Consider the following 26,914-nt stretch of genomic DNA (forward strand, 5'->3'; position numbering starts at 1 on the left):
GGGGTGCCGGATTGGCTTTACCGCCGTGGGTAGGGGCAGGATGCCTCTTCAGGCGCAAGGGTCTGGACGACGGACCCGGGTCCTGGGCCTGACCGAGACCCTGGCAGCATCAACTTTGCTGTTGCCCAACACGCGGCCTGGCCGCGTGGCACGCCTCAACGGCAAGAAGAACACGGGAGTACAAACATGAACCGCAGTGAGCTGGTGGCCGCGCTGGCCGACCGCGCCGAGGTGACCCGCAAGGACGCCGACGCCGTGCTGGCCGCGTTCGCCGAGACCGTCGGCGAGATCGTTGCCAAGGGCGACGAGAAGGTCACCATCCCCGGCTTCCTGACCTTCGAGCGCACCCACCGTGCCGCTCGCACCGCTCGTAACCCGCAGACCGGGGAGCCGATCAACATCCCGGCCGGCTACAGCGTGAAGGTCTCCGCGGGCTCGAAGCTCAAGGAAGCCGCCAAGGGTAAGTAAGTCCTAGGCGCAACGCCTTGGGGCGGTCACCCGGAACACCTTCCGGGTGACCGCCCCTTTGCGTTGCCGCGCGGGTGCGTGGCGGCTCTTCGTGCGCCGGCGGGTGCGGTTCGCGTGTGGTTGCGTTTGCGCAGTTCCCCGCGCCCCTAGAGGCAAAGAACAGGGCCGCCCCCGGTCGACCGGGGGCGGCCCTGTTCTTCGTCTACGTGGGGCGAACGGCTAGCCGAGCGCCTTGCCGGGGAGTTCGACCTTCGCGCCCAGCTCGACGAGCTTCTCCATGAAGTTCTCGTAGCCGCGGTTGATCAGGTCGATGCCGTGGACGCGGGACGTCCCCTGGGCCGCCAGCGCCGCGATCAGGTACGAGAAGCCGCCGCGCAGGTCGGGGATGACCAGGTCGGCGCCCTCCAGCTTGGTCGGGCCCGAGACGACCGCCGAGTGCAGGAAGTTGCGCTGCCCGAAGCGGCAGTCGGAACCGCCGAGGCACTCGCGGTAGAGCTGGATGTGCGCGCCCATCTGGTTCAGCGCGGACGTGAAGCCGAGACGCGACTCGTAGACCGTCTCGTGGACGATCGAGAGGCCCGTGGCCTGCGTGAGCGCCACGACGAGCGGCTGCTGCCAGTCCGTCTGGAAACCGGGGTGGACGTCCGTCTCCAGCGCGATCGACTTCAGCTGGCCGCCGGGGTGCCAGAAGCGGATGCCGTCGTCGTCGATCTCGAAGGCGCCGCCGACCTTCCGGTACGTGTTGAGGAACGTCATCATCGAGCGCTGCTGCGCGCCGCGGACGTAGATGTCGCCGTGCGTGGCGAGCGCCGCCGACGCCCAGGAGGCCGCCTCCAGGCGGTCCGAGAGGGCGCGGTGCGTGTAGCCGCCGAGCTTGTCCACGCCGGTGACGCGGATGGTGCGGTCGGTGTCCATCGCGATGATCGCGCCCATTTTCTGAAGGACGCAGATCAGGTCCTCGATCTCCGGCTCGACCGCCGCGTTCGAGAGCTCCGTGACGCCCTCGGCGAGGACGGCCGTGAGCAGAACCTGCTCGGTGGCGCCCACGGAGGGGTAGGGGAGGCGGATCTTCGTGCCGCGCAGGCGCTGCGGGGCCTCCAGGTACTGGCCGTCCGCGCGCTTCTCGATGGTCGCGCCGAACTGGCGCAGCACCTCGAAGTGGAAGTCGACGGGACGGCCGCCGATGTCGCAGCCGCCGAGCCCCGGAATGAAGGCGTGGCCGATGCGGTGCAGCAGCGGGCCGCACAGCAGGATCGGGATGCGGGAGGAGCCCGCGTGCGCGTCGATGTCGGCCACGTTCGCCGACTCCACGTGCGAGGGGTCCATGACCAGCTCGCCCGGCTCCTCACCGGGGCCGACCGTCACGCCGTGCAGCTGAAGCAGGCCGCGTACGACGCGCACGTCGCGGATGTCCGGGACATTGCGCAGCCGACTCGGCGCACTGCCGAGAATCGCGGCGACCATGGCCTTGGGCACGAGGTTCTTCGCGCCGCGGACACGGATCTCGCCCTCGAGCGGGGTTCCGCCGTGGACAAGGAGGACATCGTCGGTGACGGTCATGAATCTCGCGTTCCGAAGAGAAGGGCAGGGCCAGGCTCAAGGGTAAGGGGGGTACGCCCCTTATTCGTATGCCCGTGGGTGCCTAAGAGCGTCATGAGTTCGCTACAACACGAAGCGCGCAGGGTGGAGCACAAAGCGTGACGGTTTTGTGAAGTGCGCATCTTCCGCTTCCCCGCGCCCTGAGCTGCGTTCACGCGGTTGTTGCGCTTGGCGCCCCCGACGGCCGCCGGATGCGGGATCATGTCATGCATGACCGAGGTGTCCTCGCTCACAGGGCGGCTGCTCGTGGCCACACCCGCCCTCGCGGACCCGAATTTCGACCGGGCGGTCGTGCTGCTCCTCGACCACGACGAGGAGGGCTCGCTCGGCGTCGTGCTGAACCGGCCGACGCCGGTGGACGTCGGGGACATCCTGGAGGGCTGGGCCGATCTGGCCGGCGAGCCGGGCGTCGTGTTCCAGGGCGGCCCGGTCTCGCTCGACTCGGCGCTCGGCGTCGCGGTGATCCCCGGGGACGACGAGCGGGAGACGCCCCTCGGCTGGCGCCGGGTGCACGGGGCGATCGGGCTCGTCGACCTGGAGGCGCCGCCGGAGCTGCTCGCGGCGGCGCTCGGCTCCCTGCGGATCTTCGCCGGCTACTCGGGCTGGGGCCCGGGACAGCTGGAGGACGAACTGACCGAGGGCGCCTGGTACGTCGTCGAGTCGGAGCCGGGCGACGTCTCCGCCACCCGCCCCGAGGGGCTGTGGCGCGCGGTCCTGCGGCGCCAGCGCGGCGAACTGGCGATGGTGGCCACGTATCCGGACGATCCCTCGCTCAACTGACCTCGTTCCGGGACCGGGCGGGCTTAAGTACCCTTGGCGGTTATGAGCACTCTTGAGCCCGAGCGCGGGACAGGTACGGGGACCCTCGTAGAGCCGACGCCACAGACGTCGAGTGGCGACGGCGATCACGAGCGCTACGCCCACTATGTCCAGAAGGACAAGATCATGGCGAGCGCCCTCGACGGGACGCCCGTCGTCGCGCTCTGCGGCAAGGTGTGGGTGCCGGGCCGTGACCCGAAGAAGTACCCCGTCTGTCCCATGTGCAAGGAGATCTACGAGTCCATGGGCGCCGGCGGCGACAAGGACAAGGGCGGCAAGGACGGCGGCGGCAAGGGCAAGTAACCGGCCCCTGCTCTCCTCCCGGTTTCCCGGTGGAACTTCCCGGTGGCCCCGGGCGTGCGGTGACGCATGCCCGGGGTTTCGCGTGTCCGGGGTTTCGCGTGTCCGGTGTTTCGCGCGTGTCCGGGGCGTCGCGCCATTGCGGGAATTGGTCCAGTCCTCTTAGCCTCCCGTCATGGATCTCATCCCCGCACCCCGTCGGCCGGCGCGCGCGGGCGACGGCCGCTGCGTGTTCGGCGACCGCACCGGCATCGCGGCGGGGGAGGGGACCCAGGGGACCGCGCGCTGGCTGCGCGCGACGCTCGGCGCCGCGACCGGTCTCGCCCTGCCGCCCAAGGACGCGGCCGACGGCGACGTCGTCGTCCTGCGCGTCGACCCCGCCCTCGAACCGGAGGGCTACCGGCTGCGCGCGACGGACGCGGGCGTCACGATCGAGGGCGGCTCCGCGGCAGGCGTCTTCTGGGGCGCCCAGACACTGCGTCAACTCCTGGGCCCCGACGCGTACCGCAGGGCCCCGCTCCCCGGGCGCGCCTGGAGCGTCCCGCACCTCACTGTCGAGGACGCGCCCCGCTTCCGCTGGCGCGGCATGATGCTCGACGTCGCCCGGCACTTCACGCCGAAGGCCGGGGTGCTGCGCCAACTCGACCTGATGGCCGCCCACAAGCTCAACGTCCTGCACTTCCACCTCACCGACGACCAGGGCTGGCGCGTCGAGATCAAGCGGCACCCGAGGCTGACGGAGGCCGCCTCCTGGCGGTCACGGACGAAATTCGGCCACCGCGACTCGCAGTTGTGGGACGACAGGCCGCACGGCGGCTTCTACACCCAGGACGACATCCGCGAAATCGTCGCCCACGCCGACGCGCTGCACATCGCGGTCGTCCCCGAGATCGACATCCCGGGCCACTCGCAGGCCGCCATCCACGCGTATCCGGAACTCGGCAACGGCGATGTCGTCGACACGGCTTCCCTCCCCGTCTGGGACACCTGGGGCGTCAATCCGAACGTACTCGCCCCCACTGACACCACCCTGCGCTTCTACGAGGGCGTCTTCGAGGAACTCCTCGACCTGTTCCCGTCCACCTTCATCCACGTAGGGGGCGACGAGTGCCCCAAGGACCAGTGGAGGCAGTCGCCCACGGCGCAGGCCCGCATCAAGGAACTCGGGCTGGCCGACGAGGACGAGCTCCAGTCCTGGTTCATCCGGCACTTCGACACCTGGCTCGGCGCCCGCGGCCGGCGCCTCGTCGGCTGGGACGAGATCCTCGAGGGCGGCCTCGCGCCCGGCGCCACGGTCTCCTCCTGGCGCGGCTACGAGGGCGGCATCACCGCGGCGAAGGCGGGCCACGACGTCGTCATGTGCCCCGAGCAGCAGGTCTACTTGAACTACCGCCAGGCCCCCGGCGACGAGGAGCCGGTCCCCATCGGCTACGTCCGCACCCTGGAGGACGTCTACCGCTTCGAACCGGTGCCCCCGGAGCTGAGCGAGGAGGAGGCGCGGCACGTCCTCGGCACGCAGGCCAACATGTGGACCGAGGTGACGGAGACCGAACAGCGCCTCGACTACCAGCTGTTCCCGCGGCTCTGTGCCTTCAGCGAGGTCGCGTGGAGCGAGCTGCCCGAACCCGGCGCGCGCGACTTCGCGGACTTCGAACGCCGAATGACCGCGCACTACGCGCGACTTGACGCCCTGGGGGTGGCCTACCGGCCGCCCGGCGGCCCGTTGCCCTGGCAGCGGCGCCCGGGTGTGCTCGGACGTCCCTTCGAAGGGGAACCCCCGAACGTGTGAGCTTGTCCGCGCCGAGGGTCGCGTCCCGGCGAGCACCTCACCTCATATGCAGCGCGGGGTGCCAATTCGCGCCCACAGGTGATCTGGTGCGATATCGGTCATCCATGAGGTGGAAGGGGCGAATGCCTCCTACCGGACCCCCTATTCGGGCCGGACGGAAGATGTGCCAGAGTTGCCACGTCCGGCCTGTCAGCACGTACCGTACGGCGGAACAGGCGTAACGGCGGGAACGGCGGTCACGCGCGGACCACGCGGGGACCGGCGCCGTTGCCAGGCACGCGGCCGGACATCGGGAAGGGGCAGCCGGTTTGACCACGCACGCACCGCAGGCGACGACACAGGCCGCGGTACTTCCGGGTTCGCTGGACGAGGCAGTCGCGGCGCTCGCCGCCATGCCCGCCGCCGTACCGGTGGCCGGGGGCACGGACCTGATGGCCCAGGTCAACGCGGGTGGACTGCGCCCGGCCGCCCTCGTCGGGCTCGGCCGGATCAGCGAGATCCGCGGCTGGCAGTACCAGGACGGCAACGCGCTGCTCGGCGCGGGCCTCACGCACGCGCGCATCGGCCGCCCCGACTTCGCCGCGCTCATCCCCGGCCTCGCCGCCGCCGCGCGGGCCGCGGGCCCGCCCCAGATCCGCAACGCGGCGACGCTCGGCGGCAACATCGCCTCCGGTGCCCCCGCCAACGACACGCTGCCCGTACTGGCCGCGCTCGAAGCCACGTTGATCATCGCGGGGCAGGACGGCGCGAGACGCGAAGTGCCGGTCTCGCACCTGCTGGCCGGCATGGAGATGCTCGCTCCGGGCGAGTTGATCGGTTTCGTACGGGTTCCGCTGCTGCACGCGCGGCAGGTCTTCCTCAAGGCGACGGGGCGTACGGGCCCGGGGCGCGCGATGGCGTCCGTCGCGCTCGTCCTCGACCCGGCGCGGCGCGGGGTGCGCTGCGCCGTCGGGGCCATCGCGCCGATGCCGCTGCGGCCCCTGGAGGCCGAGCAGTGGGTGGCCTCGCTCATCGACTGGGACGGCGAGCGCGGCGCCCTCGTGCCGGAGGCCGTGCACGCCTTCGGCGAATACGTCGCCGCGGCCTGCGTCCCCGACCCGGAACCGGCGCCGGACGGCACGCAGCAGCAGTTGCCGCCCGCCGTACTGCATCTGCGGCGCACCGTCGCCGTGCTGGCCCGACGTGCACTTGGGAGGGCGCTGTCGTGACGAACGAGTACCCCGGACCCGACGGCTGGGAGCCGCTGCCCCAGGGCGAGTACGACTCCGACGCGACGGCCTTCGTGCAGCTGCCCCCCGAGGGCTTCCCGGACGCGGCGCCGCTGGAGGCGCCGGGCCACGGTTACGTGCCGCCGCCGATAACGGTGAGCCCGGCCACGGGTGCGGCCGCGACGGATCCCGCGGCGACCGGGGTGTGGGTGCTGCCGGAGAACCTGGTCGGTCCTGGTGCGGCCGCCGGTGCCGAGCCGCCTGCCCCCGTGGAGCCCGCGCCCCACCAGGGGCAGACGGGGCAGTGGTCGATTCCGTTGGCCGAGGGGGAACTGCCGGACGAGTCCGGTGAGTTCACGACATCCGCTGCCGCGGTGGGGCAGGCGTGGGGTCAAGAGCCGCCTGCGACGTTGCCCGGTGGGGCGCCTGCGCCTTGGGCTGCGCAGCCGGAGGCCCCGGCCGTACCGGGTGTGGAGGACGGGGCTTCGGTCAGCGCTCCGGAGCGGCCGACCGAGCCTGCGTCGCGGGGCGCTGCCCCGGACCCCGCGCCTCAATCGCCGGCGGGGCTTGAATCGCCCGAGCCCGTCGAGGTAGCGGCACCCGCGGCTGAGGTCCAGGCCGAAGCCGAAGCCGAAGTCGAGGACGAGGCTCCCGCCCGGCCGCCGCTGCACGACGACCACCCGCTGGCCAGTTACGTTCTGCGGGTCAATGGTGCGGATCGGCCCGTCACGGACGCCTGGATCGGGGAGTCGCTGCTGTACGTGCTGCGCGAGCGCCTCGGTCTCGCGGGTGCCAAGGACGGCTGTTCGCAGGGCGAGTGCGGCGCGTGCAACGTGCAGGTGGACGGCCGGCTCGTGGCCTCCTGCCTGGTGCCGGCGGCGACCACCGCGGGCAGTGAGGTCCGTACGGTCGAGGGGCTCGCCACCGACGGCCGGCCCTCCGACGTGCAGCGGGCGCTGGCCGCGTGCGGTTCGGTGCAGTGCGGCTTCTGTGTCCCCGGCATGGCGATGACGGCGCACGACCTCCTGGAGGGCAACCCGAACCCGACCGCCCTGGAGACCCGCCAGGCGCTGTGCGGCAACCTGTGCCGCTGTTCCGGCTACCGGGGTGTCGTGGACGCCGTGCGCCAGGTGGCCGAGGAGCGGCGGGCCGCGGCGGACGCCGCGAGCGAGGACTCGTCGGCCGAGGGCGCCGCGGAGGAGCCGATGATCCCGCGCCAGGCGGGCCCGTTGGCGACCGAGGACATCCAGGGCGGCGCGGAGCCGCAGGACTTCCCGAACCCGCAGAACCCGCAGGACTTCCAGGACTTCCCGGACGGAGGCCAGGCATGACGAACGAGACGGCCACGACCTCCGCGGCCCCCGCCACCCCTGAGCCGGAGAGCTTCCCGCACGGCCTCGGCATGTCGCTCCCCTCGCAGGAGGCGCACGCCAAGGCGGAGGGCACGTTCCCGTACGCCGCCGATCTGTGGGCCGAGGGACTGCTCTGGGCGTCGGTCCTGCGCTCCCCGCACGCGCACGCGCGCGTGGTGAGCATCGACACCAGCCACGCGCGCGAGATGCCCGGCGTCCAGGCGGTCGTCACGCACGAGGACGTCCCCGGTGGCCCGTTGACCGGACATCGTGCCTCCGACCGCCCGATGTTCGCCTCCGAGGTGGTGCGTCACCACGGGGAGGCGCTCGCCGCCGTCGCGGCCGACCACCCGGACACGGCGCGCATGGCCGCGGCCGCGATCATCGTCGAGTACGAGGTACTTGACCCGGTCACGGACCCCGAGCAGTCCTTCGCGGCGGAGCCCCTGCACCCCGACGGCAACCTGATCCGCCACATCCCGCTCCAGCACGGCGACGCCGGGGCGACGGGCGAGGTCGTCGTCGAGGGCCTCTACCGCATCGGCCGTCAGGATCCGGCGCCGATCGGAGCGGAGGCGGGCCTCGCGGTGCCGCGCCCCGACGGCGGCGTCGAGCTGTACATCGCCTCCACCGACCCGCACGGCGACCGCGACCTCGCGGCGGCCCGCTACGGCCTGGAGCGCGAGCGCGTGAAGGTCGTCGTCACCGGCGTGCCCGGCGCGACGGCGGACCGGGAGGACCCGAGCTTCCACCTCCCGCTCGGTCTGCTCGCCCTGCACACCGGCTGCCCGGTCAAGCTCGCCGCGTCCCGCGAGGAGTCCTTTCTCGGCCACCCGCACCGCCACCCGACTCTCCTGCGCTACCGCCACCACGCGGACGCGGACGGCCGGCTGGTCAAGGTGGAGGCCCAGATCCTGCTGGACGCGGGCGCGTACGCGGACACGTCGTCCGACGCGCTGGCGGCCGCGGTCTCCTTCGCCTGCGGCCCCTACGTCGTGCCGCACGCCTCCATCGAGGGCTGGGCGGTCCGGACGAACAACCCGCCCTCAGGACACGTACGGGGAGAGGGCGCGCTCCAGGTCTGCGCCGCGTACGAGGCGCAGATGGACAAGCTCGCGAAGAAGCTGGGCGTCGACCCGGCCGAACTGCGCCTGCGCAATGTCCTGGCGACCGGCGACATCCTCCCGACGGGGCAGACGGTGACGTGCCCGGCGCCCGTGGCCGAACTGCTCACGTCGGTGCGGGACTTCCCGCTGCCGCCGCTGCCCAAGGACACCCCGGAGGAGGACTGGCTGCTCCCCGGCGGGCCCGAGGGAGTCGGTGAACCGGGCGCGATCCGCCGCGGCGTCGGCTACGGCGTCGGCATGGTGCACATGCTGGGCGCGGAGGGCGCGGACGAGGTCTCCACGGCCACGGTGAAGGTCCAGGGCGGCGTCGCGACGGTCATCTGCGCCGCCGTGGAGACGGGCCAGGGCTTCGCCACGCTCGCCCGCCAGATCGTCCAGGAGACGCTCGGCATCGAGGAGGTCCACGTCGCGCCGGTCGACACCGACCAGCCGCCGGCGGGCCCCGGCTGCCGCGGCCGCCACACGTGGGTGTCCGGCGGCGCGGTCGAGCGGGCGGCCAAGATGGTCCGCACCCAGCTCCTCCAGCCGCTCGCCCACAAGTTCGGCATGTCCACGGAGCTGCTCCAGATCGCGGACGGCAAGATCACGTCGTACGACGGCGTGCTGTCGACGACCGTCGAAGAGGCCATGGACGGCAAGGAGCTGTGGGCCACGGCGCAGTGCCGCCCGCACCCCACCGAGCCGCTCGACGCCTCGGGCCAGGGCGACGCGTTCGTCGGCATGGCCTTCTGCGCGATCCGCGCGGTGGTGGACGTGGACGTGGAGCTCGGCTCGGTGCGCGTGGTCGAACTCGCGGTCGCCCAGGACGTCGGCCGCATCCTCAACCCCGCCCAGCTCGCGGCCCGTATCGAGGCGGGCGTCACCCAGGGCGTCGGCGCGGCCCTCACGGAGAACCTCCGCACCCCGAAGGGCATCGTCCGCCGCCCCGACTTCACCGGCTACGCCCTGCCCACCTCGCTCGACGCCCCTGACATCCGCATCGTCAACCTGGTCGAGGAGCGCGACGTGGTCGCCCCCTTCGGCGCGAAGTCGGCGAGCGCGGCCCCGGTGGTCGCGGCCCCGGCCGCGGTCGCCTCGGCGGTCCGCGCGGCGACGGGCCGCCCGGTCAACCGGCTGCCGATCAGGCCGCAGGCGGCGGTGGTCACGGACGCGCCGGCTCCCGGAGCGGTCGTGGCGGACGCGACCGGCTGAGGCCGTATCCCGAGCACGACGAAGGGGCGCCCCGCTTCTCGCGGGGCGCCCCTTCGTGCGTGGAGGCCGTGACCGGAATCGAACCGGCGTGCTTCGCTTTGCAGGCGAATCCCTCAGCCACTCGGGCACACGGCCAAGCACTGCCCAAGCTACGGGCCTGCTCAGCCGCCCCTCAAGGGTTCCCGGGGCCCCGCAACACGACTGCCATGCGCCGTTCATGAAGCGCCCGGACCTACGACCAAGGGACCAGTGCCCGACCTCCTCAGGACAGGGGTCAGAGAGCCGTACGCCCCTTACTCTGAACCGCATGGCCGCCCTCGAAGACGTCACCGACGACGCCACCGTCCGCCCCGTCCTCTCCGCGTCCGAAGGTGTCCTCGGCCGCACCTATCGCGCGCTCAGCGTCGGCATCGTCACGGTCGTGCTGCTCATCGCCTTCGAGGCGACCGCCGTGGGGACCGCGATGCCCGTCGCGGCCCGGGAGCTGGACGGGGTGTCGCTGTACGCGTTCGCGTTCTCCGGCTTCTTCACGACCAGCCTGTTCGGGATGGTGCTCGCCGGGCAGTGGGCCGACAGGAGCGGGCCGCTCGGACCCGTCACGGCCGGGATCGGCTCCTTCGCCGCGGGGCTGCTGCTCGCCGGGACCGCGGGCACTATGTGGATGTTCATCGCCGGTCGGGCGGTGCAGGGGCTCGGCGGCGGCCTGGTGATCGTCGGGCTCTACGTCGTGGTCAGCCGGGCCTACCCGCAGCGGCTGCGGCCCGCGATCATGGCGGCGTTCGCGGCGAGCTGGGTCGTGCCGTCGATCGTGGGGCCGCTCGCGGCGGGCGCCGTGACGGAGCACATCGGCTGGCGGTGGGTGTTCCTCGGCATCCCGATCCTGGTCGTCCTGCCGCTCGCGCTCGCCCTTCCCGAGGTGCGGCGGCGGGCCGGCGGGCCGCCCGACGGCGCCGCACCGGCCGCCTTCGACCGGCGCCGGATCCGGCTCGCCCTCGGCATCTCGCTCGGCGCGGGACTCCTCCAGTACGCCGCCCAGGACCTGCGCCCGCTGTCCCTGCTGCCCGCCGCCGTCGGCACCGCCCTCCTCGTGCCGTCCGTGCTCGGGCTGCTGCCGCGCGGCACCTACCGGGCCGCGCGCGGGCTGCCGTCCGTGGTGCTGCTGCGCGGCATCGCGGCCGGGTCGTTCATCGCGGCCGAGTCCTTCGTGCCGCTGATGCTGGTGACGCAGCGCGGGCTCAGCCCCACGCTCGCCGGGTTCTCGCTCGCCGCGGGCGGCGGCACCTGGGCGCTGGGCTCGTGGCTCCAGTCCCGGCCGCGCGTCGAGCCGTACCGGGAGCGGCTCGTGGCCTGCGGGATGGTGCTGGTCGCCGCGGCCGTCGCCGTCGCGCCGAGCGTGCTGATCCAGGCCGTGCCCGTGTGGACCGTGGCCGTCGCCTGGGCCTTCGGCTGCCTGGGCATGGGGCTCGTGATCTCCTCCACGTCCGTGCTGCTGCTCCAGCTGTCCGCGCCCGAGGAGGCCGGGTCGAACTCCGCCGCGCTTCAGATCTCCGACGGGCTCTCCAACGCGCTGCTGCTCGCCGCGGGCGGCGCCGCCTTCGCGGCGCTCGGCGGGGGAGCGGTGGGGGCGGCGGGGCACGGCGCCGCACAGGCGGCCGGGGGCTCGCATCCGGCCGCGTTCGCCGCCGTGTTCCTGCCGATGGCGGCGGTCGCGCTGGTCGGGGTGTGGGTGGCGGCGCGGCTGCGCGCTCCGGTGACGTCGCCCTGACTGCCCGTACGGGTCGGCGAGTTGATCTGTGACGCGCGTCCCAACCGGCCCCCGTCCGGCCTCGCCGGGCGCGCTCGTCAACCGCGTCACCGGTAGGGTGGCCCGGTTGTCATACGTAGCCGTGCCGTCCAGCTTTGAGTAACCGGAGACCGTGACTACTACATCCGCCACTCCTTCTGCCTCGTCCGCCCACCTGTCACCCGCCTTTCCCGGCCGCGCCCCCTGGGGCACCGCCAACAAGCTGCGTGCGTGGCAGCAGGGTGCGATGGACAGGTACATCCAGGAGCAGCCCCGCGACTTCCTCGCGGTCGCCACCCCGGGCGCCGGAAAGACCACGTTCGCGCTCACCCTCGCGTCGTGGATGCTGCACCACCACGTCGTGCAGCAGGTGACCGTGGTCGCGCCGACCGAGCACCTGAAGAAGCAGTGGGCCGAGGCCGCCGCCCGGATAGGCATCAAGCTGGACCCCGAGTACAGCGCCGGTCCGCTCAGCAAGGAGTACCAGGGCGTCGCCGTCACGTACGCGGGTGTGGGCGTGCGGCCGATGCTGCACCGCAACCGCTGCGAGCAGCGCAAGACCCTCGTGATCCTCGACGAGATCCACCACGCCGGTGACTCGAAGTCGTGGGGCGAGGCCTGCCTGGAGGCCTTCGAGCCGGCCACCCGCCGCCTCGCGCTGACCGGTACGCCGTTCCGCTCCGACACCAACCCGATCCCCTTCGTCCAGTACGAGGAGGGCCGGGACGGCATCCGGCGCTCGGCCGCCGACTACACGTACGGCTACGGCAACGCGCTCGCCGACAACGTCGTGCGCCCGGTGATCTTCCTCAGCTACAGCGGCAACATGCGCTGGCGCACGAAGGCCGGTGACGAGATCGCGGCCCGGCTCGGCGAGCCGATGACCAAGGACGCCATCAGCCAGGCCTGGCGCACCGCCCTCGACCCGCGCGGCGAGTGGATGCCCAGCGTGCTGCGCGCCGCCGACGCCCGCCTCACCGAGGTCAGGAAGGGCATCCCGGACGCGGGCGGCCTCGTCATCGCCACCGACCAGGACTCGGCCCGCGCGTACGCGAAGCTGATCCGCGAGATCACCGGCAGCAAGGCCACCGTCGTGCTCTCCGACGACACCGGCGCCTCGAAGCGGATCGACGACTTCGCGGCGAGCGAGGACCGCTGGATGGTCGCGGTCCGCATGGTGTCCGAGGGCGTCGACGTCCCGCGCCTCGCGGTCGGCGTCTACGCCACGACGATCTCGACACCCCTCTTCTTCGCGCAGGCCGTCGGCCGCTTCGTGCGTTCGCGAAGGCGCGGCGAGACGGCCTCCGTCTTCCTGCCCACCGTCCCCGACCTGCTCGGCTTCGCCAACGAGATGGAGGTCGAGCGCGACCACGTCCTCGACAAGCCGAAGAAGGACAACGAGGAGGACCCCTACGCCGAGTCCGAGAAGGAGATGGACGAGGCGAACAAGGAGCAGGACGAGGACACCGGCGAGCAGGAGCAGTTCTCCTTCGAGGCCCTGGAGTCCGAGGCCACCTTCGACCGGGTGATGTACAACGGCGCCGAGTTCGGCATGCAGGCGCACCCCGGCAGCGAGGAGGAGCAGGACTACCTCGGCATCCCGGGCCTGCTCGAACCCGACCAGGTGCAGATGCTGCTCCAGAAGCGGCAGGCGCGGCAGATCTCGCACAGCAAGAAGAAGCCGGACAGCGAGGCCGACCTCTTGGAGCTGCCGGCCGACCGCCGCCCCGTCGTCTCCCACAAGGAGCTGATGGAGCTGCGCAAGAAGCTGAACACGATCGTCGGCGCGTACGTGCATCAGAGCGGGAAGCCGCACGGTGTCATCCACACGGAACTGCGCCGGGTGTGCGGCGGCCCGCCGAGCGCGGAGGCGACCGGCGGACAGCTGCGCCAGCGCATCGCCAAGGTGCAGGAATGGGCGACCCGCATGAAGTGACATGGGGATCAAGTGCGGGCATTCGCGCACATCTCCGGCCGTTGACTGACCGGATTCTGGACGGAGTCTTCCGCTCAGCGGGACGACCTCGCTACATTCCGGGCAACGCACACGCCCCGTGGCAGAGCCGCCGCGGAGCGCAGCCGGTGCGTCCAATGACAGCCGTAAGCAGCCCAGCGCCTGATCACCGACCGGCGGCCTCTCACGCGCGTCGCCCACGGGACAGGTGACGCGACCCCCGCGCAGGAGGCCGTCGTCCCTCACCACTAAGGAGTGGGCGTCGTGACCGCGGAGACCTCCCAGACGCTCGACAGGGGACTGCGCGTCCTCAAACTGCTCGCCGACACCGACCACGGCCTGACCGTCACCGAGCTCTCCAACAAGCTCGGTGTCAACCGGACCGTCGTCTACCGTCTGCTCGCCACCCTGGAGCAGCACGCCCTGGTCCGCCGTGACCTGGGCGGCCGCGCCCGCGTCGGGCTCGGCGTGCTCCGGCTCGGCCGGCAGGTCCATCCCCTGGTGCGCGAGGCCGCGCTCCCCGCCCTGCGCGCACTCGCCGAGGACATCGGGGCGACGGCGCACCTGACGCTGGTGGACGGCACGGAGGCCCTCGCCGTGGCCGTCGTCGAGCCGACCTGGACCGACTACCACGTGGCGTACCGCACGGGCTTCCGCCACCCGCTCGACCGGGGCGCCGCGGGCCGCGCCATCCTCGGCGCCCGCCAGGGCGTGCTCCCCGAGACGGGCTACACCCTCACGCACGGCGAACTGGAGGCCGGCGCGAGCGGGGCGGCGGCCCCCCTGCTCGGCGTGACAGGCCTGGAGGGCAGCGTGGGCGTGGTCATGCTCTCGGACTCCGTCCCCGAACGAGTGGGCCAGCGAGTCCTGGACGCGGCCCGTGAGGTAGCGGACGCGCTGCGGTAGTCATTTCAAGCCCCGCCGGCGATTGAGGCGCGGGGTCCGGGGCAGAGCCCCGCGACCGCAACGCCGTCGCCGCAGAAACAACCTGCCACGTTAGAGTCACACCGTGCTCAATCGCCTCAGCCGCCCCGCCGCCCTGGCCCTCTGCGCCGCCCCGGTCGTCGCCCTCCTCGCGATCGCGGGCTTCGCCCCCCTGCCGTTCTCCGTGGCCCAGCCAGGCCCCACGACGAACGTCCTCGGGAAGTCGGACGGCAAACCCGTCATCGACATCAGCGGCGCCCCCACCCGCCCCACGGAGGGCAAGCTGCGCGCGGTGACCATCGTGGCGACGGGCCCCGACGCCTCCGTGCACCTCGGCGACGTGCTCGACGGCTGGTTCGCCGAGAACCGGGCGGTGATGCCGCGCGACGCGGTGTACCCGTCGGGCGACTCGACGAAGGAGGTCGAGCAGCACAACAAGAAGGAGATGAAGGGCTCGCAGGACGCTGCGACCGAGGCCGCCCTCTCCTACCTCGGCAAGTCCTCCAAGGACATCGAGGTCGACCTCCAGCTCGGCGACGTCGGCGGCCCGAGCGCGGGCCTGCTCTTCTCCCTCGGCATCATCGACAAGCTGGACGGCGACGGCAGCGGCGGCGACGTCACCGGCGGGAAGTCCATCGCCGGCACCGGCACCATCGACGCCGAGGGCAAGGTCGGCCCGGTCGGCGGCGTGTCGCTGAAGGTGCAGGCCGCCGACCGGGACGGCGCCACGGTCTTCCTCGTACCGAAGGCGGAGTGCTCGGACGCGAAGGCCTCCGCGCCGGACTCGATGAAGCTGATCTCGGTGAGCACGCTCAAGGGCACGATGACCGCGCTGACGAACCTGGAGAAGGGTTCGGGCACGGTCCCGGAGTGCTGACCGGGGGAGTCCGGACCCTCACTCCTTGACGAAGCCCTCCTTCACCAGCCAGTCCTTCGCCACGTCGTGCGGGTCCTGCCCCTCGACGTCCACCTTCGCGTTGAGGTCCTGGGCGACCGTGTTGTTGAGCTTCTTCGTGATCGGCTCCAGGACGTCCGCCATCTTCGGGTACTTCTTGAGCGCCTTGCTGTTGATCGAGGGCGCCGCGTTGTAGTTCGGGAAGAACTTCTTGTCGTCCTCCATGACGTTCAGGTGCATCGCCTTGATCCGGCCGTCGGTCGTGTAGACCTCGCCGTAGGTGCAACTGCCCTTGGACGCCTGGGTGTAGATGATGCCGCTGTCCATCTGCGTGATGTTCGCGGCGGGCACGTTCATCCCGTACGCCTTCTGCATGCCGTGCAGGCCGTCGGCCCGGTTGGCGAACTCGCTCTCCACGCAGAGCGTGACGGCCTTCGGGTCCTTCTTGGCGAGCGCGGCGACGTCGGAGAGCGTCTTCGTGCCGTACTTCTTGAAGTTGGCGTCGTTCATGGCGAGCGCGTAGGTGTTGTTGAGCTCGGCCTGCGGCAGCCACGTGATGCCGTTCTTCTTGTCGGCCTTGGCCACGGCCTCGTACTGCTTCTGCGGGTCGGTGATCGGGTCCGAGTTGCCGAGGTACGTGATCCAGGCCGTGCCCGTGTACTCGTACATGGCGTCGGCGTCGCCGGACTTGATGGCCTCGCGGGCGCCGATGGAGCCCTGGATGCCGGTCCGGTCGAGGACGTCCGCGCCGGCCGCCTTGAACGCGATGCCCATGATCGCGCCGAGCACCAGTTGCTCGGTGAACTCCTTGGACGTGACGGTGATGTCCGCGCCCTCCAGCGGCTTGTCCTTGCCGATGGAGCCCGGCTGTACGTCGTCGACCAGCGGGCTGCCACTGGTCAGTCCGCAGCCGCTCGCCAGGAGCGCGATCCCGCAGCTCGCCGCGACGGCCACCCGCACGCGGTACTTCATGTGCCTCACGGGCCTCATGTGCTTCACGGGCTTCATGAGCGCACCTCCAACCCGCGCGGGCGCAGCAGCAGTTCGGCCAGCGAGGCCAGCCAGTCGACGAGCAGGGCGAGTGCGATGGTGAGGATCGAGCCGAGCATCAGGACCGGCATGCGCTGGTTGGTGATGCCGGTGGTGATGAGCACGCCGAGGCCGCCGCCACCGCCGAAGGTGGCAAGGGTCGCCGTGCCGACGTTGAGGACGAGCGCCGTGCGCACGCCCGCGAGGATCAGCGGGACGGCGAGCGGGAGTTCGACCTTGCGCAGCACTCCCATCGGCGACATCCCGATGCCCTTCGCCGCTTCGAGGAGCGTCGGATCGTTGGCCTTCAGGCCCGCGATGGTGTTGGAGAGCACCGGCAGGATCGCGTAGATGATGATGCCGATCAGGGCCGACCTCTCGCCGATGCCCAGCCAGATGACGAGCAGGGCGAGCAGGCCGATGGCCGGGGTGGCCTGGCCCATGTTGGCGATGGCCAGGGCGAACGGGGTCGCCTTGCGGAACATCTTGCGGGTCAGCAGGATCCCCAGCGGGATCGCGATGATCAGCACGAAGAAGGTCGAGATCACCGTCAGGCTGATGTGCTGGCGCAGCGCCTTGCCGACCGCGCCGCCCGAGATGGCGTTCTCGGAGATCGTGTCGAGGTCGGCGTTGCGGAACCACAGCCAGGTGATCAGCAGGACCAGGACCAGGAACACCGGGAGGAACGTCAGCTTCTTCCAGGTGATGCGCGGCGGGTCCTTCCGGACGGCCGGGGAGGGCGGCGCCTCGGGCTCGGCCCGGCCCTCGTCGCGGAACGCGAGGCCCCTGACCTCGTGTTCGCCCTCGGGGCGCGCGCCCTTGGGAGGCGATTTACGGGACGGTGTGCTCACGCCTTCGCCTCCCCGCCGGGGCCGTAGGAACCCTCCTGCTCCTGATGCGTCTGCTCGGCGCGCTGCTCCTCCAGCTCGTGCTGGTGCTCGACCGCTTCGAGCCGGTCGGCCTCCAGGAGTTCCTGTACGGAGTTCATCAGTGTCTCCATGTCGACGACGCCCTCGTACGCGCCCCGCCGCCCGGTCACCGCGACGCGGCCCGCGTTGTCGGTGAGGACCGCCTCCAGGGCGTCGCGCAGGGTGGCGTCGCGGGTGACGGTGTCGTGCACGAGGGTGCCCGCGCGGGCGAGGGAGCCCTTGGCGCGCATCAGGTCGCCGCGGCGCAGCCACTTGTAGGGCCGGCCGCGCTTGTCGAGGAGCAGCAGCTCGTTCGTGCCGGCCGCCCGCAGCTTGTTGAAGATGTCCTGCAACGGGTCGTCGACGCTCACCGTCGGATAGTCGGTGACCTCCACGTCGCGTACGCGGGTGAGGTTGAGGCGCTTGAGCGCCGCGCCCGCGCCGACGAAACCGGAGACGAAGTCGTCCGCCGGGTTGGTGAGGATCGCCTCGGGGGTGTCGAACTGCGCGATGTGCGACTTCTCGCGCAGGACGGCGATCCGGTCGCCGAGCTTGATCGCCTCGTCGAAGTCGTGCGTGACGAAGACGATCGTCTTGTGCAGCTCGTGCTGGAGCCGGATCAGCTCGTCCTGGAGGTGGTCGCGGGTGATCGGGTCGACGGCGCCGAACGGCTCGTCCATCAGGAGCACGGGCGGGTCGGCCGCGAGCGCCCGGGCCACGCCGACGCGTTGCTGCTGGCCGCCGGAGAGCTGGCGCGGATAGCGGCCGTGGTACTCGGCGGGGTCGAGGCCGACCAGGTCGAGCATCTCCTCCACGCGAGACTTGATCCTCGACTTGGACCAGCCGATCATCTTCGGCACGAGCGCGATGTTCTGGGCGACCGTCATGTGCGGGAAGAGCCCGGAGGACTGGATCGCGTAGCCGACCTTCCGGCGCAGCTTCACCGGGTCCATGTCGGTGACGTCCTCGCCGCCGATGCGGATGCGCCCGGCGGTCGGCTCGATGAGGCGGTTGATCATCTTCAGCGTCGTGGACTTCCCGCAGCCGGACGGGCCGACGAAGATGATCAGCTCGCCCGCCTTGATCTCCATGTTGACGCTGTCCACGGCGGGGTCGGTGGAGCCCGGATAGCGCTTGGTGAGGTTCTCCAGCTCGATGCTGGCCCCGGACGCCTCGGGGGCCCCGGACGGCTCGGTCGTCGCGGTCGTCGTGGTCTCAGGCACGGATCCCCCTCGGGATGGTCAGCCGTCCGATGAGGACGTACGCGGCGTCGAAGAGCAGGGCGAGGATGATGATGCCGAGCGTTCCGGCGAGCACCTGGTTGAGCGCGTTGGCGCTGCCCAGGGAGGCGATGCCGCGGAAGATCTCGTTGCCGAGCCCGGGGCCCGAGGCGAACGCGGCGATGGCGGCGATGCCCATCAGCATCTGCGTGGAGACCCGGATGCCGGTGAGGATGGGCGGCCAGGCGAGCGGCAGCTCCACCTTGAACAGGCGGGCGGTCCGGGACATCCCGATGCCCTTCGCCGCGTCGATCAGCGCGGGGTCGACGCCGCGCAGGCCCACGATCGCGTTCCGCACGATCGGCAGCAGCCCGTACAGGGTCAGCGCGATGACGGTCGGTGCGACGCCGAGGCCCACGATCGGGATCAGCAGACCGATCATGGCGAGCGAGGGGATGGTCAGAATGGTCGAGGTGGCGGTCGTCGCCAGGTTCCCGGCCCATTCGCTGCGGTACGAGACGATGCCGATGACGATGCCGATCAAGGTCGCGAGCACCATGCACTGGAAGACGGCGCTCGCGTGTTGATAGGCGTCGGCGAGCAGTTGCTGATGCCGGGCGCCCAGGTAGTCCCAGAAGTTCATCGCACCTCACTCCCGGGCGGTGCTCGGATAGCCGTCAGGAATCTCCTGACGCCTGTTCCACCAGGGGGATGATGCGCAGCGGAACAGGATTTTCCATGACGATCGCCGTGGAAGCCCGGACGATGCCATCAAAACCGACAACCCGGTCGATCACACGTTGAAGATCCGCGTTCGAGCGGGCCACGAGCCGGCACAGCATGTCCCCGCTGCCGGTCGTCGTGTGCAGTTCCAGGACCTCGGGGACGCCGCCCAAATGGGTCCTGACGTCGGCTCCTTGCCCCTGCCTGATCTGTAGCGTCGCGAACGCGGTGACCGGGTAGCCGAGCGCCGCCGGGTCCACCTGGGGGCCGAAGCCGCGGATGACTCCGTTCGAGGTAAGCCGGTCGAGGCGGGCCTGTACGGTGCCGCGCGCGACGCCGAGCCGGCGGGACATCTCGAGCACCCCGATCCGCGGTTCGCGCGCGAGCAGCACGATGAGCCGCCCGTCCAGATCGTCGATCGCCATGTACGCCTCCGTCGCCGTCCCGTCTCCGGGTGGTCACCCTGTACAAGCAGCCCGCAGAAACGAGCCCCGCACTGGTCAGATTGCCCAGCGAAAACGCAAACTATTGCGCACCTTGCGGAGCGGCGGGAACCTCACGGTATGACGCAGACCACACACCACACCCCCGACACCGCACGGCAGGCCGACCCCTTCCCGGTCAAGGGGATGGACGCGGTCGTCTTCGCCGTGGGCAACGCCAAGCAGGCCGCGCACTACTACTCGACCGCCTTCGGCATGAAGCTCGTCGCCTACTCCGGACCGGAGAACGGCAGCCGCGAGACGGCCTCCTACGTCCTGACCAACGGCTCGGCCCGCTTCGTCTTCACCTCCGTCATCAAGGCCTCCACCGAGTGGGGCACCTTCCTCCAGGACCACGTCGCGGCGCACGGCGACGGCGTCGTCGACCTCGCCATCGAGGTCCCGGACGCCCGCGCCGCGTACGCGTACGCCGTCGAGCACGGCGCCCGCGGCCTCCAGGAGCCGTACGAGACGAAGGACGAACACGGCACCGTCGTGCGCGCCGCCATCGCCACGTACGGAAAGACCCGCCACACCTTGGTCGAGCGCTCCGGCTACGACGGCCCCTACCTGCCCGGCTTCGCCGCCGCCGACCCGATCGTCGAGCCCCCGGCCAAGCGCACCTTCCAGGCCATCGACCACTGTGTCGGCAACGTCGAACTCGGCAAGATGAACGAGTGGGTGGCGTTCTACAACAAGGTCATGGGCTTCACGAACATGAAGGAGTTCGTGGGCGACGACATCGCGACCGAGTACTCGGCGCTGATGTCGAAGGTGGTCGCGGACGGCACCCTCAAGGTGAAGTTCCCGATCAACGAGCCTGCCGTCGCCAAGAAGAAGTCCCAGATCGACGAGTACCTGGAGTTCTACGGCGGCGCGGGCGTCCAGCACATCGCGCTCGCCACGAACGACATCGTCGCCTCGGTGAAGGCCATGCGCGCGGCGGGAGTTCAGTTCCTGGACACCCCGGACTCGTACTACGACACGCTCGGGGAGTGGGCGGGCGAGACCCGGGTGCCCGTCGAGACGCTGCGCGAGCTGAAGATCCTCGTCGACCGCGACGAGGACGGCTACCTGTTGCAGATCTTCACCAAGCCGGTCCAGGACAAGCCGACCGTCTTCTTCGAGATGATCGAGCGGCACGGCTCCATGGGCTTCGGCAAGGGCAACTTCAAGGCCCTCTTCGAGGCGATCGAGCGCGAGCAGGAGAAGCGCGGAAACCTGTAGTTCTTGGGAGGTCCGCGCCTAGTCTGGCCGCATGGCCAGGATGAACGACGTAGGCGGAACGACAGGGTTCGGCGCCATCGACACCACCGATGACGCCGAACCCTTCCACGCGGACTGGGAGGCGCGGGTCTTCGCGCTCCAGCGCGCGCTGCTCGTCCAGAAGGTCTTCAACCTCGACGAGTTCCGGGACGCCATCGAGACGATGCCGCCCCAGGAGTATCTGGCGGCCTCGTACTACGAGCGCTGGTTCCACGCGATCCGGACGCTCCTCGAACGCAAGGGCGTCATCGAGGAGGGGGCCCTCGACCATGTCTGAGCGAGCCGCTTTCGCACCGGGCGACCGGGTCCGCACCTACCGCCACGACCCGCCGCACCACACCCGCCTGCCGCGCTACGCCCGCGGAAAGCTCGGGGTCGTCGTCGAGCCCGAGGGCCGGGCGCCGCTCGCCGACGTGCGCGCGCAGGGGCGGGAGGACGCCCCCGTCGAGATGATCTACGCGGTGCGGTTCGCGGCGCGCGAACTGTGGGGCGAGGGCGAGCACGACGTCGTCCTCGACCTGTCCGCAAGCTACCTGGAGCCCTTCGAGGAGGCCGACGCCGATGTCAGGTGACCACGACGACGCGGTGATCTCCCGCCAAGTACGGCTCCTGGAGAGCCTGTTGGAGGACAAGGGCATCGTCGGCGGCGAAACGGTCGACGAGGTCATCGACGGCTTCCTCGCGGGCGCCTCGCCGGTCAACGGCGCGAAGGTGGTGGCCCGCGCCTGGACCGACCCGGCGTTCAAGGAGCGGCTGCTCGCGGACGGTTCGGCGGCCGTGGCCGAACTGGGCTTCTCCAGCGGGGGAGTCCAGCCCCAGCGGCTGCGCGTCACCGAGAACACGGAGGACGTGCACAACATGATCGTGTGCACGCTCTGCTCCTGCTACCCGCTGCGGCTCCTCGGCCCCTCGCCCGGCTGGTACAAGAGCGAGGCGTACCGCTCCCGCGTGGTCCGTGAACCCCGTTCCGTCCTGGGCGAGTTCGGCGTCACGCTGCCGCCCGACGTCAAGATCACCGTCTGGGACTCCAGCGCGGAGACCCGCTACATGGTCCTGCCACGGCGCCCCGCCGGAACGGACGACCTGACCGAGCCGGACCTGGCCTCCCTGATCACCCGCAACGGCCTGATCGGCACGGCTCTGGTGTAACGAATTCAAGCCCGATCAAGCCCGCCGGCGATCGAGGCGCGGGGTCCGGGGCGGAGCCCCGCGACCGCAACGACGGGTGACTGCAAGGGGTTCACACGGCCGAAACGGAGTGCAAGGCTGTGATCATGAGCCGCACTCTCATAGAAGAGCTCCGCACGGGCCTGCCCGCGGAAGCGATCATCGTCGACACCGACATCACCGCCTCCTACGCCCACGACATGGCCAGCTTCTGCGACGCCGGCACCCCGGCCGTCGTCGTCCTGCCGCGCACCGTCGAAGAGGTCCAGCACGTGATGCGCACGGCGACCGCGCTGCGCGTCCCGGTCGTCCCGCAGGGCGCCCGCACGGGCCTGTCGGGCGCGGCCAACGCGAGCGAGGGCTGCATCGTCCTCTCGCTCGTCAAGATGGACCGCGTCCTGGAGATCAACCCGGTCGACCGGATCGCCGTCGTCGAACCGGGCGTCATCAACGCCACGCTCTCCCGCGCGGTCAACGAACACGGGCTCTACTACCCGCCGGACCCGTCCAGCTGGGAGATGTGCACCATCGGCGGCAACATCGGCACGGCCTCGGGCGGCCTGTGCTGTGTGAAGTACGGAGTGACGGCGGAGTACGTGCTCGGGCTCGACGTCGTCCTCGCCGACGGCCGGCTGCTGCACACCGGCAAGCGCACCGCGAAGGGTGTCGCCGGCTACGACCTGACGCGGCTCTTCGTCGGCTCCGAGGGCAGCCTCGGGATCGTCGTGAAGGCGACGCTCGCGCTGAAGCCGCAGCCGCCCGGGCAGCTCGTGCTCGCGGCGGAGTTCGCCTCGGCGGAGGCCGCCTGCGACGCGGTGTGCAAGATCATGGAGGGCGGGCACGTCCCGTCCCTGCTCGAAATCATGGACCGTACGACGGTCAAGGCCGTCAACGACATGGCGAACATGGGCCTGCCGGAGACCACGGAGGCGCTGCTCCTCGCCGCCTTCGACACCCCGGACCCCGCGGCGGACCTGGCGGCCGTCGGCGCGCTGTGCGAGGCCGCGGGCGCCACCCAGGTCGTGCCGGCGGAGGACGCCGCCGAGTCGGAGATGCTGCTCCAGGCGCGCCGCCTGTCGCTCACGGCCCTCGAAGCGGTCAAGGGCACCACGATGATCGACGACGTGTGCGTGCCCCGCTCCAAGCTCGGCGAGCTGCTCGAAGGCGTCGAGCGGATCGCCGAGAAGTACGACCTCACCATCGGGGTGTGCGCGCACGCGGGCGACGGCAACACGCACCCCACCGTCTGCTTCGACGCGCAGGACCCCGACGAAGGGCGCCGCGCCCGCGAGTCCTTCGACGAGATCATGGCGCTCGGCCTCGAACTCGGCGGCACCATCACCGGCGAACACGGCGTCGGCGTGCTGAAGAAGGAGTGGCTCGCCCGCGAGCTCGGCCCGGTCGGCGTCGAGATGCAGCAGGCGGTGAAGGCGGCCTTCGACCCGCTGGGCCTGCTCAACCCCGGCAAGCTGTTCTGACCGCGGACGGCGTCGCGCGGGGTGTCGCAGGGCGTGCGTCCCCGGTTACGTATCGTCCACATAAAGGACGAAAGCCTCATGTGGCCGGGTGTCGTCCGGCGGGACCCTGGAGGGGTCGCACGGCCGGCCTTCAGGGCGCCGGCCGGCATCCCGCAGCCCGAAGAGGTCCCGCCGATGAGCACCAGCACCGCAGGCCGTAACCACGACAAGTCCGCCCGTCGCCGCAGGAGGACCGCCGCCGTACTGGTCGGCGCGCTCGCGCTGTCCTCCGTCGGCCTCGCGGTCGGCACCGCGGTCGCGGACCCGGGTCCCGCCCCGGCGGGCACCACGCTCACCGGCACCCTGGACCCGGGCACGCCTTCCGAGTGATCCGGCCCCCGTGCCGGGCCCCTCACAGGTCCTCGGAGGACGACTCGTCCCCCGGCCACGGGTCGCACAGGTACAGGTCGTCCGCGGCCGGCGTCGGGGTGAGCAACTCGGCCAGGGCCTCGTCGATGCCGAGCTGATCGGCCTCCGTGCCCGGCGGGACCGCCCGCAGCGTCCGCTCCAGCCAGGCCGAGACCTGCGCGGCCGGCGCCTCCAGGAGCGCGTCCCCGTCCGGCGAGCTCAGCGCCACCAGGACCACGCTGCGCCCGTCCACCTTCGTCGGCCACACCCGCACGTCCCCGTGCCCGCACGGCCGGAACACGCCTTCGACGAGCAGCTCGCGGGCGAACGTCCAGTTGACGGGGTGGTGCGAGCCGATGTGGAAGGTGATGTGGACGGCATAGGGGTCGCCGGCGCGGTAGGTCAGCCGGGCCGGGACGGGAATGCTCCGCTCCGGCGAGAGCACGAGCTTCAGTTCCAGTTCGCGTTCCACCACGTTGTGCATGTCGTGCGTTTCCTCTCCGTCGTACGGGCCCGGAGCGGGCCCGCTGGAAGGTGAGAGCGCGATCCGCACGGAGCATTACGCGAGTTCGCCGAAGAAGTTTTCCGGCGGTCCGTCAGGGGTGCGGAGTTCCCCGGAAAGTGGTCCGTAACGGCGGAGCGGCACGGGCGGGCGCGGCGGTCTGATAGATGTGGACCCCACAACAAGACCCCCGAGCAGATACGGGACGACGGACATGAGTGCCCCAACCCCGGCCCCCGGCGACGACAGGCCCCGCGAAGGCTACTACCCCGATCCGTCCATTCCCGGATATGTCCGGTACTGGAACGGGGCCGCGTGGGTGCCGGGCACCAGTCGCCCCGCGCCCTCCGACGGACAGTCCCTTCCGGCCCCGCCCGGAGCGGGCGCCGCCCCCGCCCCCACCTCGGCCTCCGAACCGCCTCCCGCGGAGGAGACCGGCCCCGTCTTCCTCGACGAGGAGCCCTCCGTGCGTACGGAGATGGGCCCCCCGGAGCACGGCGCACCCGCGGCGCCCGAGCCCGCGTCCGCCTGGCAGGCCAACACCTCCCGGCAGGCGGGCTTCGGCGCCGAGCAGGCCGGGCGGGTGTCCTGGGGCGCGGACCCGAACGCGCAGCCCCCCGAGCAGTCCGCCCCGGAGGCGTCCGCGCCGCCGGAGCGCACGGACGGCACGGTCAAGCTCCGCGCCATGCAGCAGCCGGGAGCCGGGAAGCCGGCCCCCGCCGACGGCACGATGGCGTTCAGGGCGCTGCCGAAGCAGGACGGCCAGGCCGGGACCGCGACGCCGGGCCAGTCGCAGGCGCAGTCCCGCGCGGGCCTCAACCCGCAGCCCGCCCCGCAGACCCCGGCCGCCCCCGCCCAGCCGAACGTCCCGCACCAGCAGCCGCAGCAGCAACAGCCGCAGCAGCAGCCGCACCAGCAGCAGCCGCCCCAGGCGCAGGCGCACCTCCAGAGCCCCATGACGCAGGGGCCCGGTGGCGGCTCCCCGTCCTGGCCGCAGCAGGTGCACCAACTGGCGGGGCAGGGGCAGGCGCCCGCACCCGCGGCGGAGCCGAACGGTCCGGTGACGCCGTTCAAGCCGGTCTCCACCGACCCGTTCCTCGCCGCGGCGCAGGCCGCCGCCGCGGCCCGCCCGGCAAGCCTCGGCAAGCGGTTCGCGGCCCGGCTCATCGACTCGGCCGTCGTCGGCGCGGTCACCGCGACCGTCGCCGTGCCGCTCGGCACCAAGGCCGTCGACCACATCAACGGCAAGATCGACGAGGCGAAGGCCTCGGGCCACCAGGTCACGGTCTGGCTGCTCGACGGCACGACCGGCACGTACCTGGGCATCGTCCTCGCGGTGCTGCTCGTGGTCGGCACGCTCTACGAGGCGCTGCCGACGTCGAAGTGGGGCTACACGCTCGGCAAGAAGCTGTTCGGTCTGACGGTCCGTGACATGGAGGAGCACGAAGCCCCGACGTTCGTCTCGGCCCTCAAGCGCTGGATCGCCTACAGCGTGCCCGGCGTCCTCGTCGTGGGCGTCCTCGGCGTCCTGTGGGGCGCCTTCGACCGCCCGTGGCGCCAGTGTCTGCACGACAAGGCGGCGCGCACGTTCGTGGCGGCCGACTGACGGAAGGGTCATCCGGACGGCGGCCCGCCACGTGCAGGGCGGCGGGGTTCGCGTTCCACTCGGGCCATGAGCACCGAACCGCCGCCCGCCGGGTCCGGCCAGCCGCCGGACGACGACCCGTTCCGCAAGCCGCCGCCCAACGACCAGGGTGGCGGCTCGCCGTACGACAACCCCCAGAACCCCTACGGCTCGGCGCCCCCGCCCCCGCCGCCACCCCCGTACGGTGGTGATCCCTATGGGGGCGGCTACGGCGCGGCCGACCCGCTCGCGGGGATGCCGCCGCTGGCCGACAGCGGCAAGCGCGTCCTCGCGCGGATCATCGACATCATCCTGATCGCGATCGTCGTGGGCCTGCTGTCGTGGCTCTTCGGGGTCGGCCAGTACAACATCGACACCGACGAGATGGACGCGGGGAAGCGGCTCGGGCAGTCGCTGATCGGAGCCATCCTCTACGTCGGCTACGACACGATCATGACGGCGAGGACCGGGCAGACGCTCGGCAAGAAGCTGCTGAAGCTGCGCGTCGCCAACCTGAGCGACGGCGCGACGCCCGCCATGCAGAGCAACCTGCTGCGCGCGGTCGTCCTGTGGGTGCCCGCGGTGTTCTGCTGCGCCTGCATCTGGACGGCGATCTGCGGCGGCTGGAGCTTCTTCGACAAGCCCTACAAGCAGGGTCTGCACGACAAGGCGGCGAAGACCGTGGTGGTCAGCACCGCCTGACGAAACCGGTCAGCGAA

The 26,914-nt window shown here is 71.4% G+C and carries 26 protein-coding genes and 1 tRNA gene; 19 read left to right on the forward strand and 8 right to left on the reverse strand.

Going from position 1 to position 26,914, the window contains the following annotated elements; genetic code table 11:
* The first annotated feature begins 186 nt into the window (after positions 1–186).
* Positions 187–468, forward strand: coding sequence for an HU family DNA-binding protein (locus ACNYS0_RS25175; protein ID WP_016645140.1), 282 nt, complete (start codon positions 187–189; stop codon positions 466–468).
* A 219-nt stretch (positions 469–687) separates the two neighbouring features.
* Here the strand turns inward: ACNYS0_RS25175 and murA are convergent, their stop codons facing one another.
* The gene (gene murA, locus ACNYS0_RS25180; protein ID WP_266710853.1) at positions 688–2,028 is read right to left on the reverse strand and encodes a UDP-N-acetylglucosamine 1-carboxyvinyltransferase; all 1,341 of its coding nucleotides are present in this window, start codon (positions 2,026–2,028) and stop codon (positions 688–690) included.
* A gap of 249 nt (positions 2,029–2,277) precedes the next feature.
* On the opposite strand from murA, the gene ACNYS0_RS25185 reads away from it, so the two are divergent.
* From ACNYS0_RS25185 to ACNYS0_RS25210, 6 genes are all read left to right on the forward strand, one after another.
* Positions 2,278–2,847 carry a YqgE/AlgH family protein gene (locus ACNYS0_RS25185; RefSeq protein ID WP_422430901.1) on the forward strand — a complete coding sequence of 190 codons (570 nt, stop codon included), beginning with the start codon at positions 2,278–2,280 and terminating at the stop codon, positions 2,845–2,847.
* A gap of 42 nt (positions 2,848–2,889) precedes the next feature.
* Positions 2,890–3,189, forward strand: a complete 300-nt coding sequence (locus ACNYS0_RS25190) for a DUF3039 domain-containing protein (RefSeq protein WP_385760375.1) — start codon at positions 2,890–2,892, stop codon at positions 3,187–3,189.
* 172 nt (positions 3,190–3,361) lie between these two features.
* On the forward strand, positions 3,362–4,975 hold the full coding sequence (locus ACNYS0_RS25195) for a beta-N-acetylhexosaminidase (protein WP_422476738.1): 1,614 nt from the start codon (positions 3,362–3,364) through the stop codon (positions 4,973–4,975).
* 308 nt (positions 4,976–5,283) lie between these two features.
* The gene (locus tag ACNYS0_RS25200) at positions 5,284–6,183 is read left to right on the forward strand and encodes an FAD binding domain-containing protein (RefSeq protein ID WP_422476739.1); all 900 of its coding nucleotides are present in this window, start codon (positions 5,284–5,286) and stop codon (positions 6,181–6,183) included.
* Entirely contained in the window at positions 6,180–7,514 is a 1,335-nt protein-coding gene (locus ACNYS0_RS25205) for a 2Fe-2S iron-sulfur cluster-binding protein (protein WP_422476740.1), read from the forward strand. Before ACNYS0_RS25200 ends, ACNYS0_RS25205 begins: the two co-directional genes overlap by 4 nt.
* Positions 7,511–9,853, forward strand: coding sequence for a xanthine dehydrogenase family protein molybdopterin-binding subunit (locus ACNYS0_RS25210; protein ID WP_422476741.1), 2,343 nt, complete (start codon positions 7,511–7,513; stop codon positions 9,851–9,853). The genes ACNYS0_RS25205 and ACNYS0_RS25210 overlap by 4 nt, the downstream gene beginning before the upstream one ends.
* Positions 9,854–9,913: 60 nt before the next feature.
* Here ACNYS0_RS25210 and ACNYS0_RS25215 read toward each other — a convergent pair.
* Positions 9,914–9,988, reverse strand: a tRNA-Cys gene (locus ACNYS0_RS25215).
* A gap of 172 nt (positions 9,989–10,160) precedes the next feature.
* On the opposite strand from ACNYS0_RS25215, the gene ACNYS0_RS25220 reads away from it, so the two are divergent.
* The 4 genes from ACNYS0_RS25220 to ACNYS0_RS25235 all read left to right on the forward strand — a co-directional run bounded on the left by ACNYS0_RS25220 (position 10,161) and on the right by ACNYS0_RS25235 (position 15,391).
* Complete coding sequence (locus tag ACNYS0_RS25220) at positions 10,161–11,618, forward strand: MFS transporter (RefSeq protein WP_422476742.1); 1,458 nt, start codon at positions 10,161–10,163, stop codon at positions 11,616–11,618.
* Between the two features lie 151 nt (positions 11,619–11,769).
* A complete protein-coding gene (locus ACNYS0_RS25225) occupies positions 11,770–13,572 on the forward strand; it encodes a DEAD/DEAH box helicase (RefSeq protein WP_422476743.1) in 1,803 nt (600 codons plus the stop codon).
* Between the two features lie 282 nt (positions 13,573–13,854).
* Positions 13,855–14,496 (forward strand): IclR family transcriptional regulator, encoded by a 642-nt coding sequence (locus ACNYS0_RS25230; RefSeq protein WP_422476744.1) that lies wholly within the window; start codon positions 13,855–13,857, stop codon positions 14,494–14,496.
* A gap of 103 nt (positions 14,497–14,599) precedes the next feature.
* Positions 14,600–15,391 carry a S16 family serine protease gene (locus ACNYS0_RS25235; protein ID WP_422476745.1) on the forward strand — a complete coding sequence of 264 codons (792 nt, stop codon included), beginning with the start codon at positions 14,600–14,602 and terminating at the stop codon, positions 15,389–15,391.
* Between the two features lie 18 nt (positions 15,392–15,409).
* Here the strand turns inward: ACNYS0_RS25235 and ACNYS0_RS25240 are convergent, their stop codons facing one another.
* Genes ACNYS0_RS25240 through ACNYS0_RS25260 form a run of 5 tightly spaced genes read right to left on the reverse strand, consistent with a single transcriptional unit; the run spans position 15,410 to position 19,714 of the window.
* Complete coding sequence (locus ACNYS0_RS25240; protein ID WP_422482773.1) at positions 15,410–16,381, reverse strand: glycine betaine ABC transporter substrate-binding protein; 972 nt, start codon at positions 16,379–16,381, stop codon at positions 15,410–15,412.
* A gap of 32 nt (positions 16,382–16,413) precedes the next feature.
* Positions 16,414–17,289, reverse strand: a complete 876-nt coding sequence (locus ACNYS0_RS25245) for an ABC transporter permease (RefSeq protein WP_422476746.1) — start codon at positions 17,287–17,289, stop codon at positions 16,414–16,416.
* A complete protein-coding gene (locus ACNYS0_RS25250) occupies positions 17,286–18,569 on the reverse strand; it encodes a betaine/proline/choline family ABC transporter ATP-binding protein (RefSeq protein ID WP_422476747.1) in 1,284 nt (427 codons plus the stop codon). The genes ACNYS0_RS25245 and ACNYS0_RS25250 overlap by 4 nt, the downstream gene beginning before the upstream one ends.
* Positions 18,562–19,209: an ABC transporter permease gene (locus ACNYS0_RS25255; protein WP_266710829.1), complete on the reverse strand. Its 648-nt coding sequence runs from the start codon at positions 19,207–19,209 to the stop codon at positions 18,562–18,564. The genes ACNYS0_RS25250 and ACNYS0_RS25255 overlap by 8 nt, the downstream gene beginning before the upstream one ends.
* 34 nt (positions 19,210–19,243) lie before the next feature.
* A complete protein-coding gene (locus ACNYS0_RS25260; protein WP_351338227.1) occupies positions 19,244–19,714 on the reverse strand; it encodes an Lrp/AsnC family transcriptional regulator in 471 nt (156 codons plus the stop codon).
* A 138-nt stretch (positions 19,715–19,852) separates the two neighbouring features.
* Between ACNYS0_RS25260 and hppD the strand changes: the two genes are divergently transcribed.
* From hppD to ACNYS0_RS25290, 6 genes are all read left to right on the forward strand, one after another.
* Positions 19,853–20,998, forward strand: a complete 1,146-nt coding sequence (gene hppD / locus ACNYS0_RS25265) for a 4-hydroxyphenylpyruvate dioxygenase (RefSeq protein ID WP_422476748.1) — start codon at positions 19,853–19,855, stop codon at positions 20,996–20,998.
* A gap of 31 nt (positions 20,999–21,029) precedes the next feature.
* Complete coding sequence (locus ACNYS0_RS25270; protein WP_422476749.1) at positions 21,030–21,314, forward strand: hypothetical protein; 285 nt, start codon at positions 21,030–21,032, stop codon at positions 21,312–21,314.
* A complete protein-coding gene (locus tag ACNYS0_RS25275) occupies positions 21,307–21,609 on the forward strand; it encodes an SH3-like domain-containing protein (protein ID WP_422476750.1) in 303 nt (100 codons plus the stop codon). Before ACNYS0_RS25270 ends, ACNYS0_RS25275 begins: the two co-directional genes overlap by 8 nt.
* The gene (gene nthA, locus ACNYS0_RS25280) at positions 21,599–22,186 is read left to right on the forward strand and encodes a nitrile hydratase subunit alpha (RefSeq protein ID WP_422476751.1); all 588 of its coding nucleotides are present in this window, start codon (positions 21,599–21,601) and stop codon (positions 22,184–22,186) included. Before ACNYS0_RS25275 ends, nthA begins: the two co-directional genes overlap by 11 nt.
* Positions 22,187–22,311: 125 nt before the next feature.
* Complete coding sequence (locus tag ACNYS0_RS25285) at positions 22,312–23,682, forward strand: FAD-binding oxidoreductase (protein WP_422476752.1); 1,371 nt, start codon at positions 22,312–22,314, stop codon at positions 23,680–23,682.
* Between the two features lie 174 nt (positions 23,683–23,856).
* Complete coding sequence (locus ACNYS0_RS25290; protein ID WP_422476753.1) at positions 23,857–24,051, forward strand: hypothetical protein; 195 nt, start codon at positions 23,857–23,859, stop codon at positions 24,049–24,051.
* 22 nt (positions 24,052–24,073) lie between these two features.
* Here ACNYS0_RS25290 and ACNYS0_RS25295 read toward each other — a convergent pair whose 3' ends face one another.
* Positions 24,074–24,553 (reverse strand): SsgA family sporulation/cell division regulator, encoded by a 480-nt coding sequence (locus ACNYS0_RS25295; RefSeq protein WP_422476754.1) that lies wholly within the window; start codon positions 24,551–24,553, stop codon positions 24,074–24,076.
* Between the two features lie 232 nt (positions 24,554–24,785).
* Here ACNYS0_RS25295 and ACNYS0_RS25300 point away from each other — a divergent pair, with 232 nt between their 5' ends.
* Positions 24,786–26,177, forward strand: a complete 1,392-nt coding sequence (locus tag ACNYS0_RS25300; RefSeq protein ID WP_422476755.1) for an RDD family protein — start codon at positions 24,786–24,788, stop codon at positions 26,175–26,177.
* A 66-nt stretch (positions 26,178–26,243) separates the two neighbouring features.
* Complete coding sequence (locus tag ACNYS0_RS25305) at positions 26,244–26,897, forward strand: RDD family protein (RefSeq protein ID WP_422476756.1); 654 nt, start codon at positions 26,244–26,246, stop codon at positions 26,895–26,897.
* The last annotated feature ends 17 nt before the right edge of the window (positions 26,898–26,914 follow it).

It is taken from the genome of Streptomyces anthophorae, assembly GCF_049310305.1.
In the GTDB taxonomy this organism is placed as follows: domain Bacteria; phylum Actinomycetota; class Actinomycetes; order Streptomycetales; family Streptomycetaceae; genus Streptomyces.